Annotated in this window: 15 protein-coding genes; 3 read left to right on the top strand and 12 right to left on the bottom strand. The window is 39.3% G+C overall.

Annotated features, from left to right (window positions below):
- Nucleotides 1-83: 83 nt before the first annotated feature.
- The 5 genes from B5G52_RS06395 to B5G52_RS06375 form a co-directional block, all read right to left on the bottom strand.
- Complete coding sequence (locus B5G52_RS06395; protein WP_087531835.1) at nt 84-2,774, bottom strand: 7TM diverse intracellular signaling domain-containing protein; 2,691 nt, start codon at nt 2,772-2,774, stop codon at nt 84-86.
- A gap of 29 nt (nt 2,775-2,803) precedes the next feature.
- Nucleotides 2,804-5,071 carry a TonB-dependent receptor gene (locus B5G52_RS06390; protein WP_087531834.1) on the bottom strand — a complete coding sequence of 756 codons (2,268 nt, stop codon included), beginning with the start codon at nt 5,069-5,071 and terminating at the stop codon, nt 2,804-2,806.
- 100 nt (nt 5,072-5,171) lie between these two features.
- Nucleotides 5,172-7,415: an NAD(P)-binding protein gene (locus tag B5G52_RS06385; protein ID WP_087531833.1), complete on the bottom strand. Its 2,244-nt coding sequence runs from the start codon at nt 7,413-7,415 to the stop codon at nt 5,172-5,174.
- A 20-nt stretch (nt 7,416-7,435) separates the two neighbouring features.
- Entirely contained in the window at nt 7,436-8,380 is a 945-nt protein-coding gene (locus B5G52_RS06380) for an acetoacetate decarboxylase family protein (RefSeq protein ID WP_087531832.1), read from the bottom strand.
- A gap of 57 nt (nt 8,381-8,437) precedes the next feature.
- Complete coding sequence (locus B5G52_RS06375; RefSeq protein ID WP_087531831.1) at nt 8,438-8,980, bottom strand: dienelactone hydrolase family protein; 543 nt, start codon at nt 8,978-8,980, stop codon at nt 8,438-8,440.
- 384 nt (nt 8,981-9,364) lie between these two features.
- Here B5G52_RS06375 and B5G52_RS22025 point away from each other — a divergent pair, with 384 nt between their 5' ends.
- On the top strand, nt 9,365-9,532 hold the full coding sequence (locus tag B5G52_RS22025) for a hypothetical protein (protein WP_167850818.1): 168 nt from the start codon (nt 9,365-9,367) through the stop codon (nt 9,530-9,532).
- A 120-nt stretch (nt 9,533-9,652) separates the two neighbouring features.
- Complete coding sequence (locus B5G52_RS06370; RefSeq protein ID WP_087531830.1) at nt 9,653-10,504, top strand: TIGR02285 family protein; 852 nt, start codon at nt 9,653-9,655, stop codon at nt 10,502-10,504.
- 36 nt (nt 10,505-10,540) lie between these two features.
- Here B5G52_RS06370 and B5G52_RS06365 read toward each other — a convergent pair whose 3' ends face one another.
- The 7 genes from B5G52_RS06365 to B5G52_RS06335 form a co-directional block, all read right to left on the bottom strand.
- Nucleotides 10,541-11,119, bottom strand: coding sequence for a YceI family protein (locus B5G52_RS06365; protein WP_087531829.1), 579 nt, complete (start codon nt 11,117-11,119; stop codon nt 10,541-10,543).
- Nucleotide 11,120: 1 nt separating this feature from the next.
- The gene (locus tag B5G52_RS06360; protein ID WP_087531828.1) at nt 11,121-11,675 is read right to left on the bottom strand and encodes a cytochrome b; all 555 of its coding nucleotides are present in this window, start codon (nt 11,673-11,675) and stop codon (nt 11,121-11,123) included.
- A 401-nt stretch (nt 11,676-12,076) separates the two neighbouring features.
- The gene (locus tag B5G52_RS06355) at nt 12,077-12,562 is read right to left on the bottom strand and encodes a hypothetical protein (protein ID WP_087531827.1); all 486 of its coding nucleotides are present in this window, start codon (nt 12,560-12,562) and stop codon (nt 12,077-12,079) included.
- Nucleotides 12,563-12,696: 134 nt separating this feature from the next.
- Nucleotides 12,697-13,164: a hypothetical protein gene (locus tag B5G52_RS06350; RefSeq protein WP_087531826.1), complete on the bottom strand. Its 468-nt coding sequence runs from the start codon at nt 13,162-13,164 to the stop codon at nt 12,697-12,699.
- Between the two features lie 377 nt (nt 13,165-13,541).
- The gene (locus tag B5G52_RS06345; protein ID WP_087531948.1) at nt 13,542-14,366 is read right to left on the bottom strand and encodes a ScpA family protein; all 825 of its coding nucleotides are present in this window, start codon (nt 14,364-14,366) and stop codon (nt 13,542-13,544) included.
- Between the two features lie 20 nt (nt 14,367-14,386).
- Nucleotides 14,387-15,007, bottom strand: a complete 621-nt coding sequence (locus B5G52_RS06340) for an L-threonylcarbamoyladenylate synthase (RefSeq protein WP_087531825.1) — start codon at nt 15,005-15,007, stop codon at nt 14,387-14,389.
- The gene (locus B5G52_RS06335) at nt 15,000-15,857 is read right to left on the bottom strand and encodes a PHP domain-containing protein (protein WP_087531824.1); all 858 of its coding nucleotides are present in this window, start codon (nt 15,855-15,857) and stop codon (nt 15,000-15,002) included. The genes B5G52_RS06340 and B5G52_RS06335 overlap by 8 nt, the downstream gene beginning before the upstream one ends.
- 422 nt (nt 15,858-16,279) lie before the next feature.
- Here B5G52_RS06335 and B5G52_RS06330 point away from each other — a divergent pair, with 422 nt between their 5' ends.
- Nucleotides 16,280-17,848, top strand: coding sequence for an anthranilate synthase component 1 (locus B5G52_RS06330; RefSeq protein WP_087531823.1), 1,569 nt, complete (start codon nt 16,280-16,282; stop codon nt 17,846-17,848).
- Nucleotide 17,849 lies beyond the last annotated feature (1 nt).

Below are 17,849 nucleotides of genomic sequence, written 5' to 3'. Positions count from 1 at the left end.
GATAATATATTAAATCATCTACTTACTGACTTGTCTGCATTCAAAAAGTGATATCGACTATTCAACAGTTAAATAGTTAACCATTAAGATGGCTCAGCCAGAACATCATCAATGGCTGTAAACAAAGCATTCACTAACTGAGAATCAAGCGTGACTGAATCAGCTTTTATAACTTTATCTAATTCAACTGACTTTTTATAAAGGCTTAAGCAATCAAACATCCCTGCGGTCCCTTTTATCATGTGCACGCTTTGGGCAAAGCCCGTCATATCACCGGATTTAAACTGTTGCAGTAACGTTTCTTTTTGAATGCGTAGCCCTTTAATATAATCATGTTTGAGTAATTCAAATTCATGATCAGGGAGCTTCACATCATCAGCTATTTCTATATCCAAGTAACTGGCAATCTTGTGACTAAACTGTGTTCTATCAATTGGTTTAGCGATATGATCAATAAACCCCTGCTTTAAATAGCGGTCGATTTCATGTTTCATCGTGTTTGCCGTTAAAGCGACAATGGGTGTGGAAAGTCCTGTTGCTTGCATAATATGAATCGCTTGCTCACCATCCATAATTGGCATTTGTATATCAAGTAAAATTAAGTCAAATTGCTCATCAAGGGTTGCTTGAACTGCATCTTGACCATTTTCGACGGCTGTTACTGTTAAGCCCATTCGTTCCAAAATTCGTTTTATAAGCTGGCGATTTTCTGGGTGATCTTCTGCAATTAATACCTCGCCGACTAGGTTTTGTTGGCAGATATTTTCGGGGACCTCTTTTGATTCATGGCAGATCACCTCATCAAATGAATTAATCCATTTTGTTTTATCCGTAATTTTTAAGTTAAGTTCTAAACAAAACTCACTGCCACAACCAACTTCAGAACTCACGGTTAAATCGCCACCGAGTTTATGAGCTAAACTCTTAGAGATATTTAAGCCAAGGCCAGTCCCACCATATTTACGCGAAATTGATGAATCAGCTTGATAAAATGGCGAGAACAATTCTTTTCGCTCGCTTTGTGTCATGCCAATTCCGGTATCTTTAACTGTAATTTTAAGCTGCTCTGCCGAGCAAGCAACAACTAACTGAATATGCCCAACACTGGTAAATTTAAGCGCATTCGTTGCTAAGTTTAATAAGACCTGCCTAAGACGCGTTGGATCAGAAATAATCCAATCGGGTAGCGGAAAGACATAATCAACACCAAATTTTAATCCTTTATCTCGAATTTGCTTACCAAGTAGCGATTCAATCTCTGCGATAGTGGCAAATAAGTCAGTTTCAACTAAATCAATTTCTAAACGGTTCGCCTCAATTTTCGACATATCCAATATGTCATTGATTAAACCCAACACATGGCGGCTGTTTTGCAAAATAACTCGGATACCATGATTACGCTCATGGGGCTTGATATCACCCAAAATAATACCATCTGCATAACCAATTATAGAGGTCATAGGGGTGCGAATTTCATGACTCATATTTGCTAAGAAGCGACTTTTCGCTTCGCTGGCATCACGCAGTTCTTCAGCTAATTGTTGTAACTCGTGAGTACGTGATTGCACTTTTTGCTCTAAATTTTTCGTTAGCGCTACATTTTCCTCGTGTAGAAGTCTAAATTTATTAGCCACAGCAAATGCTAATAACATGGCATCAAGCGCAGTACCAATTAAACCAAGTAAGTATAAATCAAAAGCCATCGGCGCAATCAAGCCAAGGTTGGTTAAATTACCGATCATATTAGGGATAGCCATTGCTAAATAAGCAAGCACAAAGTAACGAGCTGGTTTAAAGCCACTCATCCAACTTCTGATACCTACTAGCATACCTAAGCATAAGGTAGATCCAGTAACGAGTGTGGCCCAAATAAAGCCAAAACCGGGCCAAATGATCGCTAATGGCACCCCCGCAGTAGCAATACACCCTAATGATAAAGACACTAAGGATAATTTAGGTGACGTTTCTTTCAGCCTTAGTAGATTGTTATAAAACAGTATATTAGCCATCGGAATAAGACTAAAGCCCAACCAATGAAAATGAGCGTTGTAAAAACCAAAAAGTTGATCCGGAATATGAAAAAACTGGCTCCAAGCCAGCACCCAGCACGCGGTGAATAGCGCATAATAAAGATGGGTTACATCACGAGCGGCAAAGTATATCAGTAAGTTATATAAGCCAAGTGCAATACCCACTCCAAAGCACAGCAGCATGATCATATTTTGAATAGTCGTTTTAGCAAAAAACTCATCATAAGGTGTAAGCACTAGCTTAGGAGGAGTATAAAAATAGTCACTTTGAAATTTAGCGATTAAAAAGTAGGGTTTATTGGGCGTAAGCTGTATTTTATTACCATAATGAAAGGCGAATTCATTTTCGACTAACCCGCCTGTTTCATAACGCGCAACAGCACGACTAGAGTCTGACATGTCATAAATACGCGTTTCAATTTTTGACAACAAGGTATTGTAAGGAAATAACACTAACTCCTGTAACTGACTTTGATTTTCGAGCTGAATAACAAACCAAAAACTTCCGCCAAAAAAGGTGGTTCTGTTCTGAGGCTTTTTATTTTCAAGCCAAGCGGAGATATCGGTACTACTACTAGGAAAAGCGCCATTTCGAACTTCAAGTACACGGCCTTGATTTAATAAGTTTACACTTTGATTGGGCGTATTATAAATATATACATCTGAATTATTTGCTACGGCCACATGCGAGCAACAGATCATTAAAATGTATAGCAATTGTCTTAGCGTTGCCCGAGCTGGCATACATCGCACCTTAAATAAATATATCATGGCTAGAATTGATAGCTAATATCCAGCCCATAACGTCGCCCTTCACCTTTAAAATCTTCGAGCATGCCTAGAAAAGAACTTAAATCAAACTTTAAATTACTGTACTGGGTATCGAACAGATTTTTACCCCAAACAACAAAGCCCCACTGTTCTAATTGATAACGGAGGTTACCATTAACAATACTATAACCATCTTGCATCGCATACGGGTTCTGGTTTTGATCAAAATAGTAATCTGACTGATAATCTATAAGTAACTGCGCAGTTAAGGGGTTTGTCGCAAGCTCAAATGTGTACTTAAGTCCAGCACTTGCATTCCATTTTGAGGTAAATGGGAGCCGCTTATTTGTAAGCTCATTGCCAAGTGGGTCTATATACTCTTCAAATTCAGCATGAGGGATATAGCCTAAGGTAAATTGAAGGTTAAGTCCCCTTGAGATAGCGTAATCAAGTTCTGCCTCCAAACCGTATATTATTGAGTCTCCCACATTTTCCAACAGCTGTACGGGTGGGCTTTGGGGAGATGCTGAAGGCTGATTCATAAATACTTGTTGGTCATTATAGTCATAATAAAATGCAGCCCAATTGAACCGCACTCCTTGTTCTGGCCACCAAGATTTAGTGCCGACTTCGTGTGCATTCAAACGTTCACTTTGATAATCAGCAAGCTGAGCTTGCTCAGGTGAAGATAAAAAACCACCATTATAGCCACCGCTTTTTGCACCGTTTGCAAAGCGATAATAGCCATGCGTGTGTTTCTCAAATTGATAATTTAGCCCTAGCTGTCCTGAAAATCCATTATCAGATTGAGCGCCTTGTACTTGGTAAAAAGGTACTCGCACGCCTTTTAAATCTGTAGGTGTGGCCACAATATTTAGCTCTGAGAGAGAATCAAAATCCAAGGACTCATAAGAATAACGCAAACCAGCACTCAGTAACCAATTGGTAGATAATTGATAATCTAACTGTGTAAATGCCGCGATGCTTTGTGTTGTGATGTGGTTATCGTAAAAAAAAGTAGCTGTGAGATCTGCGGGCAGAACGCCGCGAAAATCACGTAAAATATCGTTCACGTTATCTTGCTTTATAGATTCATCAGCAAAATACAACCCAGCTGTTAAAAAATGCTCACTTAATTGCGACTGTAATCTAAGCTCTTGCGTAAATTGATGTGTATCTAAACCTAGACTCCCTTCACATAAGCGAGCGGGTGAGCCATCACAATTGAAAGCATGTTGACGCTCCAGCTCATTAAAGCTGGTTAAAGAAATCAGCTCATAATTATCACTAAGTTGCCAATTTAAATGCGCACTTACGCCTTTCCCATTACTTTTATGAGGAGAGTCATTATTTACGCTCACGGTGTAAAAATCATCACTTGCATCATTAAAGCCAAAGCTATCAAAACATTGTGTTGAACCTGCTTGAGCTGGACTACATCGCTCTCCCGTTAACGGGTTGGCAACCACCCCTATACTCCCAACAGGTTGAACTATTCCTTCCCAATCTTGAATATGACCTTTAAGTAATAATTGCACTGAATCAAAATCAGCTAAAAAAGAAATGCGTGCATTTATTTGCTCCATCCCTGCTGTGGGAGCCGCAGGATAAGTATTTTTTGTTGAATAGTCATAGTCTTGGTAGTTAAATGCTACCCGCAAGGCCGTATTATCACTCAACGACCTGTTGAACATAGCATCAACACTATTGGCATTATTATTAGCAACTCCTGCGGTGAAATAGCCGCTTTGCTCGAACTCTGGGCGTTTTGAACGAATTAAAATCGCTCCACCGGTTGAGTTACGACCAAATAGTGTGCCTTGAGGGCCGCGTAAAATATCAACTTGCTCTATATCAAACAGGTTTACTAATTGATTACTAGCAGAGCCAACAGCAATATCATCAACATATATAGCAACCGGTGATGTATTTGCCGTGTTGTAATCAATTAAACCAACGCCACGGATATTTACCGCTGGCGGGGTGCCTTCAGCCGCATTTTGGCTAATTTTAAAATTAGGTGAGAATACCGATAACTCTGTTGAATCCTTGTAATGCTGCGCTTTAAGTACATCACCTTTTACTTGGCTGATAGCAATACCGACTTCTTCTATTCTTTGCGCCCTTTTTTGTGCATAAACTTCAATGACTTCCATGTTGCTGTCGTACAAAACCTGCACGCCAGTCGCTTGCAGGTGTAAAGGAAACAATAAGCCAAATGAGCTCATATACCCTATGTTTTTTGACATAAAGCTATTGTGGGTTTTCATTATGCAACCAACCTTGTTACGAGTGTATGTAAATATGCTGTTATGTCATTGATTATAGACTAACTCATTGGCTAAAACTGCACCAAAGCGAAAAGTTTATTTAATATTCCGGTGGCTCAAAAGCATTCTCTCCACTTATATATTCTGGATAGCCACATATCGCCCTTGCAGTTTGCATGCCCGCCATTACCGCGGCCTCTACACACCCGGCATTCACTCCCGTTTTAATCCAATCACCAGTAATAAATAAGTTGTTAAAAATCGTTTCATCTGTTGCAATTCTATACTGGCTAGAGCCTGCAACCGATAACACATACCGCTCGCTAGGATCAACATTAACCCGCCAATATTGCTCACCGACTCTTTGCTCTGCAATGTTTTTTCCGTACAAAACAGACCAATCAAATTCATTGTCATGGTAACTAAGTGGCCACAATGGCTGCATTCTCTCTTTTAGCATACTTATGAGGTTCGCTTTAACCTGCGCCTGTGCTTTTTTTACAAAGTTATGATCTGTTTTTGGCGGGGTGTCATCACACGCAAATGCACTACAAAAGTATGCAATATTGCTTGGCTGATTTGCATTAGGCCAGCATTCTTTATCTAATAAATTCCCCATTGAGGCCCAAGTATCAAATGGTTCACTAAAGCCGCTCAGGATCGGCCCTTCTTTACTCGCAGGTGAAAACTGCCAACCAAGTTGCTCATCTGTTTTATTCAACCATAATTGGCTCGCTTGCGTCGCCACGGTTTTAACGTAGTTTGCCTGATCTGATAACTTAGCGTCCACTGAGAGTAATTCAGGACAAACATGCTTTAATGATGCAACAGAAACCCCCAATACAACACAATCAAAATCAACTTTATGTTGTAATTTAACGCACGGTAAGTCTTCGCCAAAGTGTAACCTATAAATAGATGGCCAATCACTCCAAAAAGACTCCAAATTAACGCTCTTTTGTTGCAGTAACGTCGCTTGTTCAGGAGATATTTGTTCGTACAAAGGTTCACTTGGCCAGCAAGGTAGGTTCTTAACCTCGATTAATGGGTCGTAATGTGAATGCTTTAGTAATACCTGCTGTTGTATTTCAAGAGACTTAATATAGTTATCACCCTGACGATTAATACCTGGGCTGATATTTTGCAATTGATGAAAGTAGTGAAATGTAACTCCCCGCTTTTTTAACAACTCATAAATGGGTGCAAAAATAACATCTCCCATGCCCGCTTGCATCTTCCACATTACGCCACCACGATAACACAGCGCTATACGAAGCATTGCCAACGCGGCGACCCCCGCCTCTACATTAGGTTTACTAAAGTCTCCTTTAGGGTATGCAAAAACTAAATCGTAAAATCCGCGCACAGGGGCAGAATCAGCACTGTACTTTCTATTTGCTCCATTTCTTATTAACCATTGACGAAAATCGTATTTATTAATAACACCAAAGCCGTCACGATACACTTTATCCTTGACGAGTCCTACTAACATCGCAATAGCTAAATCGGCGCAAATATATAAACGTCTAAGTTCAGCATTCTCATCCATTAATTCGATAAGCTCTTCATTTATCCAGCGCTTAAGCTTTCTTACAATATACCAAATAACTAAACCGTCTTTTTTTTCATGAAGCTGTGGGAGTAAGGTTTTATCTGCATGAACAAAACTATTTAACTTATCGATTAATAAACTCGGAGTCGAGCTAATCGTTTTTGCTCGCTGATGAATGTCATCACTGAATCGTTGCCAAAGTTCTTGGCTATCTTCAGCCACGTCTTCCACCTGTTGATATAAATGCCTTAGCAAAGATTGGTCTCGATTTTTGGTTGTACTTAATTGTGTTTTTCTATTAGCGTTATCAGCTACAGTTTGTAATTCAAAAATCCATTTTTTAAGCCATGCTAAGGTCATTTTCACAAAATCCCATGGGGTAATATCTAGGCTTCCTTGTGCTGGATTACCAGGTAGCAAAGGAAAATCAATTGGCCATGTTTGCCATTGGTTATCTATAAACTCCTCAAGGACAATAAAACTGTGCGGTTTTAACGCGTGCTGCCAAGTGGCTAGAGGACTAGTTGCAGGCCGATTTAACTTATCATAAACCGTCTCAATGGTTTTAAAACTGTTCACATAAGCACCAAACCAAACATGTAATCCATGCTCTTCTATACGTTCTCCTTTGGCACTGTTACGCCCACTTGCTCCCTTTCCACCAAGTCGCCACCCTTGTTGGTACACTGTGATTTGACGCTTTTTTTGCCAATCATTCTGCTCTGTAAGGTACACAGCCGCTGTCATAGCGGCAACTCCGCCACCTATGATAACTATCTTTTCTTGACTCATGTTTTTCTCAATATAACCGGTTAAAGGTGATTTGCTTCAAGCTGATCAAAGTCCATTTCAATATAAAATGGTAAATAAAGCGGTTGCTTGCCTATTTTAAAACCAAACATGTCTGCCAACGGGAAGCTATCAAGTTGGTTCAAGGTTAAATCAAAATCTGGTTTTAATAGTTTAAAACTATGCACCTTTTTAATTTCAGACGGTGAATATAAAACGGCTTGGTACACCGCTTCATCGCCTTTGCCATCAGGAAATTGCTTAAACAATATTTGATCCATTTGTGGATTAACAAAGCCACTCAACAACTGCTTTAATAAAGCTGTATCAATTGTTAAATGCTTCTGTGCGAATAAATCCGCTATATCCTCACCAAAATTTTCAAGCATTGAGAGTAAACTATGACCATCACTTTCACCCGATACAATGGTAAAAAGCTCGTGCTGTTGTAATTTTGAATCTGGAGCAAAGTACTTAAAGCAATCCATGGAAATCGAAAAGTTGAGTTCATGGGAAGGTGTAAGGGGCATTGTATAATCACACATGTACTTGTTATAACCCCATGTTTCACGGCCATTAATCAAGGCATAAATATTATTAACGCAAATAAACGCCGGGTACCAATACAAGTGAGTAATACTTTCATCACCCCCCTGCCCTACCACTTTAGCCACAGGTAACCAAATGATTATGTCAGTTTCTTGCATCCAGCCATGTTGATCATAAGGTGCTGTCAGGGAGGCTATTTTTTCGATATCCGTGAATGTAATAAGGCCATATTCACCAACTCCCTCAAATCGAGTATGAGGTGGTGCGGCGACATTCAAGGTGTTATCAATGAATCGCTGCACTTTTACTTCTTCAATTTGAGCAAAAAAGCCATACATCTTGGCGTTAGTCATTCTGCAAGGCGGCTTAGCAATTGGGTTAGATAAAAAGTGTTGGTACTGCTTAGAACAAGAAATCATAGTCAATATTTTCAATTAAAAAAACAAGTATAGACCCCTTTGTGGGTAACACTTATTTTAAGCTAATAAATATTGGCTAAAATATTGGTAGCCAGCACTATTAAACCCTGCAGATAACGGATTCATAAAGCCATGTTGGTAGTCACTAACTTTGCAGGTTATTTTATGTTGTGTACTGACTTTTTCCATCACTGTATACACATCAAAATGGGGTTCTTGTCTTGGGAAAATTATTTCACAGGGAATGGGCGCAGCAACATCAAGATGATGTCGAATTTGACTCGGGTAAAAGGCGATGAGCTTTTTAATATGGGGATTTTTCACTTTAGCTACGCTACGCCAAGCAGCTGCACCACCTGCACTAAAACCAATTACCGTAGTAGATTCACTAACCTTAGTTAAAATAGAGTTAAGTTTGTGAAAGTAACCATCGTGGTCACACTTATCAATAAAATGTGCGTATTGGATAGGCTCATCAACAACAGTTTGAAGTTGTCCGTTGTATGGATCAATAATTCGATGCTCAGCATTAAACTGCCTAGCAAAATGGCTAAGAGGGGCGGTCTTACCAAAAATATCACTAACAAATATGTATTTCATGAGTTGGTTACTTTATTGTTATTTGCTCATCCGACTGTTACCTATTTAAACTACAATGAAATGAATCTAAACACCAGAAAAAATAAATAACACTTGCCTAAAGTAAAAAACTGACATAAGATTATCTCTTGGTCCTAAAAAGCCTAGCGGTTAACCCCTTTACCCTGATCCAGTAAGCCCGCAAAAACGTATATTATAAAGCTAAGTTATTGTACGGCGAGAACCCTAATTCAGATTACGACATATTTTTAATATGGTCGCATAAATGTCATAAAGATCGTCAACACTATAATGAAGCTAAACACAAATGGTCTATCTATATGTGCTTTTGAGGCTAATAAAAATTAGCAGCACCTAGATAACAAGAAAAAAGTGAGTTTTATTATGTCTTATAGTTATAACGGATCTATGATCCAAATTGCCCATCCGGTGCAATCAATTTCAGTGAATAAACAACGTGTCATTTTTTCTGATACACAAGGTTTAAAAAACGCCTTATTCACTAAAGCGAGTGATGCTCGTCAATTTGTTAAATGGCTAAAAGCTAATTAATCTAATTTGATAAACACATTCAATACCATATTCGCCAGCTTTTGCTGGCGTTTTACTTTTTACTTAAATAATTCCCCTGCTACACTCTATTAATGAATCATAAAGTCGGTAGATTATTCAATGTTACGTGTTTTCATTTTTTCTATTGTATGTGGTTGTGTTTCTCTAAACGTGCAAAGCAAAACAATTAACTGGGTCATAGTCGACTTTGCACCATACTATATATTAAATGGGCAATATGCAGGTACAGGTCGTGACGAAAGTGTGATCTCGTTACTAGAAACACAACTACCTCATTATACGTTTAATAGGGTCATACTCCCGTCAAGTAGAGCTCTACAAGAAGTGTCTAACCCGAATAAAACATTCTGTATGCTCTCTTTATATCAAAGTAAACATCGCCGCCAACATATTAGCTTCAGTGAGGAAAGCTCCACAACGGGTTTGTCGCCATCGCTATCAATTCATAAAGAACTTCTTAGCCAGCTAAAAATCGATGCTGCAGACCCTATATCTTTTAGTCAACTACTCAACGAGCAGAAACTCACGCTTGGTATTTCAATGAGTCGCTCTTATGGCGTTGAAATAGATAAAATAATTAATAATAGTGCCGATGCCTCTATCATTATTAGACCAGGGCGAGACACATTGGCAAGTCTTACTTATATGTTAAAAAAGAAACGTATTGATATTTTATTAGGCTACCCAAGTGAGCATTTTTATATTGCAAAATCGATGGGGTACGATGATGAGTTAACCCAATTACAACTTATTGAAGCCGCAAAATTGAGTGATGGATACATTGGTTGTACAGATACTACCCTAGGTAATGAGCATATTAATGTGTTGAATGAAGCCCTTATCGCAGTAAAACAACAGCAAGCTTACAATGAAATCTTATTACGTTGGCTACCCGATAATTTAAGGCCTATTTTGGCCCAGCGCTTACAAAAAAACGCCTCACGAAAATGAGGCGCTCAATATCAACTTAGCTAGTTAGGTTAAAGGCTATTTACGTACACCTTCAATATATAAGCCAATATCAACATGAGTCGATGCTGGGCCTAAGTTATAGTCAATACCATAGTCGGCCAGCTTCAGGCTCGTCTCACCTTCAAAACCAACGCGATAACCACCCCATGGATCTTTACCTTCGCCAATTTTATCAATTTCAAAAGTAATAGTTTTTGTCACGCCGTGCAGTGTAAATTCACCGGTTACATCTGCTTCGTCACCATCATCATCAAATTTTATTGATGTGCTTTTAAAGCTCGCCTTTGGAAATTTATCAACATTTAAAAAGTCACCGCCACGTAAATGCTTGTCACGCTCGGCATGATTTGAATCGATGCTTTTTGTATCAATATTGACCATAATCGTTGATGCATTTGGGTTTTTAGCATCATAACTAAATTCACCGTCAAATGTATTAAAACGACCATGCAACCAGCTGTACCCTAAGTGCTTAATTTTAAAATTAACAAACGCGTGAGCACCTTTTGTATCAATAACGTAATCCGCAGCTTGTGCTGCTGTGGCACTAAAAAGTGTTGCAGCAACCGCTGCAGTAACAAATAACTTTTTCATTCTAATCATCCTTTAGTGGTTTGATCATTCTAATTAAGGTTTTATCTTTATCGATAAAGTGATGTTTTAATGCCCCAAGTGCATGCAAAATTACAAGGCCAATTAAACTACATGCTGCCCAGTAATGAACTTTACCTGCAATATCTGCCTGATTTTCAACTGAGAACTCAATGGCGGGAATGCTAAATAACGTAAACACGTCAATTGAGCGACCATCTGCAGTTGAAATTAAATACCCTGAAATCACGATGCTAATCAATAACACATAGATCACTTGGTGTGCGCTGTGCGCTATTTTATTGACTAGCTTGCTTGAGCCTGCAACTGGATCAGGTTGTGTACCTAATGCCCGCCATGCAAACCTAAAAATAAGCAAAGCTGCGAGTGTAATACCCACACTTTTATGTAAATCCATTGACCCTTTATACCAGCTATCGTAATAAGTTAATTCAACCATATACAGTCCTAAGCCAAATAACCCTATAACCATCACAGCCATTAGCCAATGAAGGAAAATTGCCACCAAGCCATAACTTGACTGAGTATTTTTAAACATACTGAACGGCTCCTTGATTTGATGGACCTAGAATATCCCGTACCGAATAAAAAGAAAATAGCGAATAACAAACAAGTTATGTGCGTATATGCACAGTAAAAATGGCAAGTTTGTATATGTGTGGAAAGTGTAACTTGGCCTACCTCATATCAAAGGTGCGAGTTTGCATTTATTGTAAAGAGTGCGAGTTGGCGAGTCAGGTCAATTGTACTTACAATTGGAGAGAATTAAAAAGAAAACACATAATTTTTCTAAAAATGTGCATGTCCTGTTTTGTTGTTTATATGTTTGCCATAAGCGACTTACTTAACAGCCACATCGACTGACGAAGAAAACGAATTTGTTTATTGATTTAGGATTGACCGTCACAGTATAAAAACGGTCAAAAAGAATACTAGTGCCTATTGACAGAGTAAAGGCTTATATGTGTTATAATTTTTTATGCACAAATAATACGCCCATACTATTAATATTATTTGTAAGGGAGCGCGTATTAATAAATAAATAGGCCCCCATTGATGCCCACCAAGGCCAACGCTATTTAATGCAGCATATATATTTGCAGGGAAGAAAACTATTAAAATAATAATACCAAGTTTTGCAGCGACAAGTTGAAATCTTGATACAAAAAGAGCGATACCAACTAACAGCTCAATTGCACCAGTAATATATATTAATGGCATTTTAAAAGGCACCCAAGGCGGTAACATTTCAGCCATTCCATTTGCTTTTACTATGTGACCGATAAAAAAGAATATGAATGCTAGACCTAGCCCCCAACAAGCATATTTGTTTATGTTAATTGGTACTTTTTTAAATTTCGAATAAAGAAAAGCAATTACTAACGGGGAAAAGAGAATTAAAAGAATTATTATTGGAGTTACCATTGGACTATCCTAAAATTTTAACGCCCAACTTTGGGGCAGTAACATGCAGGCTTAACTTGGAGCGAAGCAACAGAAGCCTCCATGTTACTGTCCCAGCGAACGCAGTGAGCGACAACAGTTGTTTGTTATGTGCTTTACTCACCAAGCCACTCAAATCTAGCTTTTCTGGTTATCTGATTGAATTCGACCATATCTATTTTACCCTCAGACAGGTCATCTTCAGCTGCCATTATGATTTTTTGGTAACTGTATTCAATCTCAGCAAGAACATACCCTAATTTCCTTTCTGTAATGTCCCCTTTTTTATAACTCTCTATTGCTAATTTCCTGTTCCACGATTTACCCGCTGGGGGATCGGGTAGAGAAAAATCCTTTTCGAGTAGTGAGTTATCGGTTATAGAATACCCCGCCGCTATCGACTCTTTAGCGCATTGATAAAGCATGTAATCAATTGAGTCTTGTAATCCATGAAGATGCCAATCAAACCCAGCAATACAACCACCAACTATTTTTCCATTTCGATCAATGATATCAATTCGCCGTTCAGCACACGCCGACAACATAATCAAAAGGATTGTAATACTCAAAAACTTTAAATGCATAATCTCAACTTCTGAAGCACATAACATTTTAGTATTTATGCGACACGCAGTTTATGTTGCATAATCGCTTGTTGGACTGAGGCGCTACCTGCTCGGTGTGTTAGAGTTGGTGTTGTTTATGCTATGGACTTTACTTATAAGGAAAGGTTTTTTATGACCTAAGCGATATCAAGCCAACTTTACTGGCGTGCCTATCGTATCTAAGCTATCCCTGCGCTACTCAGCATTCATTATGTCCCTATTAAACCGAATATTTAACAATTAAGCAATGATATTTTCTAACACACAGTCGCGATGAGTCTGAGCAATTAAGCAGATTAACTCGTTGATTTGATATAGCAGCCAAAACTAACTGATCGAATATGAACTACGCAACACTAATTATTTTCAACTAAACCTATATATATTTGCGTGGCAGGCTCTACTTGTAGACAAGTGATCAAACTTTCTTTAATGAGCTCTAACATGGCGATAAAGCTAACGACTACGCCGCTGCGTCCTTCATCTAGGGTGAATAACTCAGTAAATGGCAGTTGTGTGCCCGCATTAGAGAGTTTCGCCAAAATTAAGCTCATTCGCTCTCGGGTTGAGAGTGCTTCAGCGGTTATTTGATGATGCTCAAAGGTTTTAGCTCTGGCCATCACATCACTGAGCGCTAAAAGTAGGTCTTTTAATTCTACATCCGGTAATAATTGACTTGGCTCTTCTTGCTCGGCCATTAAAGCGTGAGCTGTAAATATTTCTCGCCCAACTCGAGGGATTTCATCTAGGTTTTCAGCTGCTTTTTTAAATTGTTCATATTCTTGCAAACGGCGTATCAGCTCAGCACGAGGATCTTCCTCTTCTTCCAGCTCTTCGTGTTTTGGTAACAATAATCTCGATTTTATTTGCGCTAAAAGCGCCGCCATTACTAAATACTCTCCCGCCAGTTCAAGTTGAAATTCGCTCATCATTTCTACGTATCGAACATATTGTTCAGTGATACTAAAAATGGACAACTCAAGAATATCTAGTTTATGCTTTTTTATTAAATAAAGTAGTAAATCCAGCGGCCCTTCAAATGTTTCAAGAATAACTTCAAGAGCATCAGGAGGAATATATAAATCTTCGGGGGTATCAATAACCGCTTTGCCATGCAAAAAAGCCAGCGGCAGCTTTTGCTGCACTGGCTCTTGAGGCTCAACAGGGTTTGGGTTATCCACACCGTTCACTACAATATGCGCTATTCAAACGGTGCGGTGTCACCACAGCCAACTCGTAGCACTTCAACATCATCTTCTGATAAATCTATTACCGTGGTTGCTTGCTCTGCTAAATAGCCGCCGTGGATGATTAAATCAACCAATGGGCCAATGCGGTCACGAATTTCATCAGGATCTGATTCTGTGAATTGTTCATCTGGTAAAATCAGTGAGCATGACATTAACGGCTCACCTAACTCGGCCAGTAATGCACAAGTAATTGGATGTTCAATTACGCGGATCCCGATGGTTTTTTTCTTATCGTTTAATAACCGTTTAGGCACTTCTTTAGTACCTTTAAAAATAAAGGTATAAGGCCCTGGTGTATTATTTTTTATTAACCTAAATAACTGATTATCTACTCTGGCATAAGTCGATAACTCGGATAAATCGCGGCAAACCAAAGTGAAATTATGGTGTTTTTCAATACCACGAATGCGTTCAATACGCTCTTTTGCTTGTTTGTTACCCAAATTACAGCCTATTGCATAGCCAGAATCTGTTGGGTAGACAACAACGCCGCCTTTTTTAATAATATCAACCGCTTGCTTTATTAATCGCGGCTGCGGATTATCTGGATGAATATGAAAAAAATCACTCATGTGCGTCTCCTTCTTGGCCTTCCCAAGTTTGCCAAACGCCTTGGCAATCTTTTGGCAAATATAAGTTTTTTCCTAGTTCTAACCAGCTAGTAGGAAAATGAAAATCAGACCCTTGTGAACAAAGCAAGCCGTATTCTCGGCTTAACTCACCTAAAAACTGGCGCTCACTAGGCGCTTGCTGCGGCTGTGCAACTTCCATTGCATCGCCACCAGCTTCTTTAAATTGTAGCAATAACTTGCGTAGCCATTTATTAGACATTTGATAGCGCCCAGGATGCGCGATAACCGCGACACCACCAGCAGCATGAATTGCACTAATAGCCGTTTGCATATCACACCACGTACTTGGTACATAACCCGTTTTAGCGCGGCCTAAATACTTTTTAAACACACCCGGAATCGTTTTAGCAACACCGCGTTCTATTAATGCTCTGGCATAATGCGCACGGGTTATTTGGGCATCTTCTGCAAGTGCTTTTGCCTGTTCATAAATGCCATCAAAGCCATTTTTTTCAAGACGTCGGCCAATTTCTTTTGCCCGTTCAGCACGTTTTTGCTGCTGCTGTGATAGTAAATCGCAAAGTTCGTTCTGTTGTACGTCTACGTTGAGCGCTACAATATGGATCTCGAAGCTTTCCCACTTTGTTGATATTTCAACACCCGGTATCAATGACAGTGGTAATTGTTGGCTTTTTATAAATGCTTGAGCAGGCTCAATAGCCGCCACAGTGTCATGATCAGTGATTGCAAACACATCGATATTTTTTTCAACCGCGCGCAGCAATAATTGCTCAACACTTAATTGCCCGTCAGAATGTGTGGTGTGGCTATGTAAATCGTATTTTATCAAAAGAGATGACTACTAAAGTTATAATCGTTTAATTGTTATGAAGTATAACAAATTTTTTAAATAAATTGTTTTAAATAAACACTTGACACTAACGCCTCAGGTACGGTTTACTGTAGCCACTTACAGACACATAAAGAATAAAAACAATGATCAATTCAATCCAAAACACTATCTGGTGGTGGCACTCGTAAATTATCGGGTGACGAATTGTCGTGTCTAACACATTCTAAACCCGCTTAATGCGGGTTTTTTTATATTTAAATTTTAGGGTAACAAACATGAATAACGTAACAACTCTTACACATCGTTGGTGGTGGCGCCTGGTATAGCGGGACGGTAATGGTCTATCTAAAATATAGATATCGTTATTCAAACCCCGCACAGCATAGCTTGCGGGGTTTATTATTTTGAGGGAATGAGGTTTGATTTTTAGTCACATAACAACAATGCCAGGTGAAGTTACTAGCATCACCGAAATGCGAGAATACATACACAGCCCACTGGCATTGTATGCGTTACTCGATACTGATAATTCATTACTATTAGAATCAGCAGAGATCGATTCAAAAGACAGTGTAAAGAGTTTAATTTTAGTCGATTGCGCATTAAAAATTACCTGCACAGGTAAAACCGTCACGGTCACAGCACAATCTAACAATGGTATGCAATTACTCCCTTATTTAAACGATAAGTTAGAAAATTGCATCACAACATTAAATCAGAACACATTAACCATTGAATACCAAGGCACTACGGCTGATATTGATGAAGCCAGTAAGTTGGTTGCTGATAACGCATTTAGCGCCCTGCGCTGTTGTATCAATAATATAACTAGCACCACGCACAATCCGTTTTCTTTATTTTTAGGCGGCGTATTTGCCTACGATATGGTAGCTAACTTTGAACAGCTCAGTGACGTACCTGATGGTGAAAACACCTGCCCTGATTATGTATTCTACCTTGCAGAAACACTCGTTATTATTGATCATCAAGCAAAAACAACTGAGTTAATCGGTAATGTATTTAATGGCCCTGATGTTCATGCTAACTGCTTTGAAATAGGCAAAAAGCTCGAACGTTTAAACAAAGTATGCGATCAAGCGTGCGATTTCAGTGCAGAGCAAACAAGCGGCACCAGCACGGTTAATGTCGATATTAGTGATGAGGTATATTGTGAGCAAGTGCAAGGCTTGAAAAAGCACATTGTTGATGGTGATATTTTTCAAGTCGTTCCCTCACGGACATTCTCATTGCCATGTGCAAACCCACTTCACGCTTACAGCAAACTTAAGCAGCAAAACCCAAGCCCCTATATGTTTTATATGCGCGACAGTGAATTTGCTCTATTTGGTGCATCTCCTGAATCAGCATTGAAGTTTTGCCCAACCAGTCAACAGGTTGAGGTTTATCCTATTGCGGGCACACGTGCACGTGGCAAGTTTGCTAACGGCCAAATCAACCCAGACTTAGACAGCCGTATTGAGCTTGAATTACGTAATGATCAAAAAGAACGCGCAGAACATTTAATGTTGGTCGATTTAGCACGTAACGACGTAGCACGTATTAGTGTACCGGGCACTCGCCATGCGAAAGAACTATTAAAAGTTGACCGCTACTCGCAAGTGATGCACTTAGTGTCACGTGTTGTTGGTACTTTAAAGCCCGAACTTGATGCTTTGCACGCCTATCAAGCTTGCATGAACATGGGGACGCTTGTTGGTGCACCTAAAGTTAGTGCAGCTGAGCTTGTTCGCCAAACTGAAGGAAAACGTCGCGGTAGTTACGGTGGCGCGGTAGGTTATTTAACAGGTGATGGTACGATGGACAGCTGCATTGTGATTCGCTCTGCATTTGTTAAAAATAACACCGCATACGTTCAAGCTGGTGCTGGCGTAGTGCATGATTCAGATCCACAATCAGAGGCCAATGAAACGCGCGCTAAAGCACAAGCGGTTATTACAGCCATTCAATCGACGTACCAAGGACAATAAA

It is taken from the genome of Pseudoalteromonas sp. A601 (assembly GCF_002165575.1).
Lineage (GTDB): Bacteria > Pseudomonadota > Gammaproteobacteria > Enterobacterales > Alteromonadaceae > Pseudoalteromonas.
This window is presented reverse-complemented; position numbering and strand designations above follow the sequence as displayed.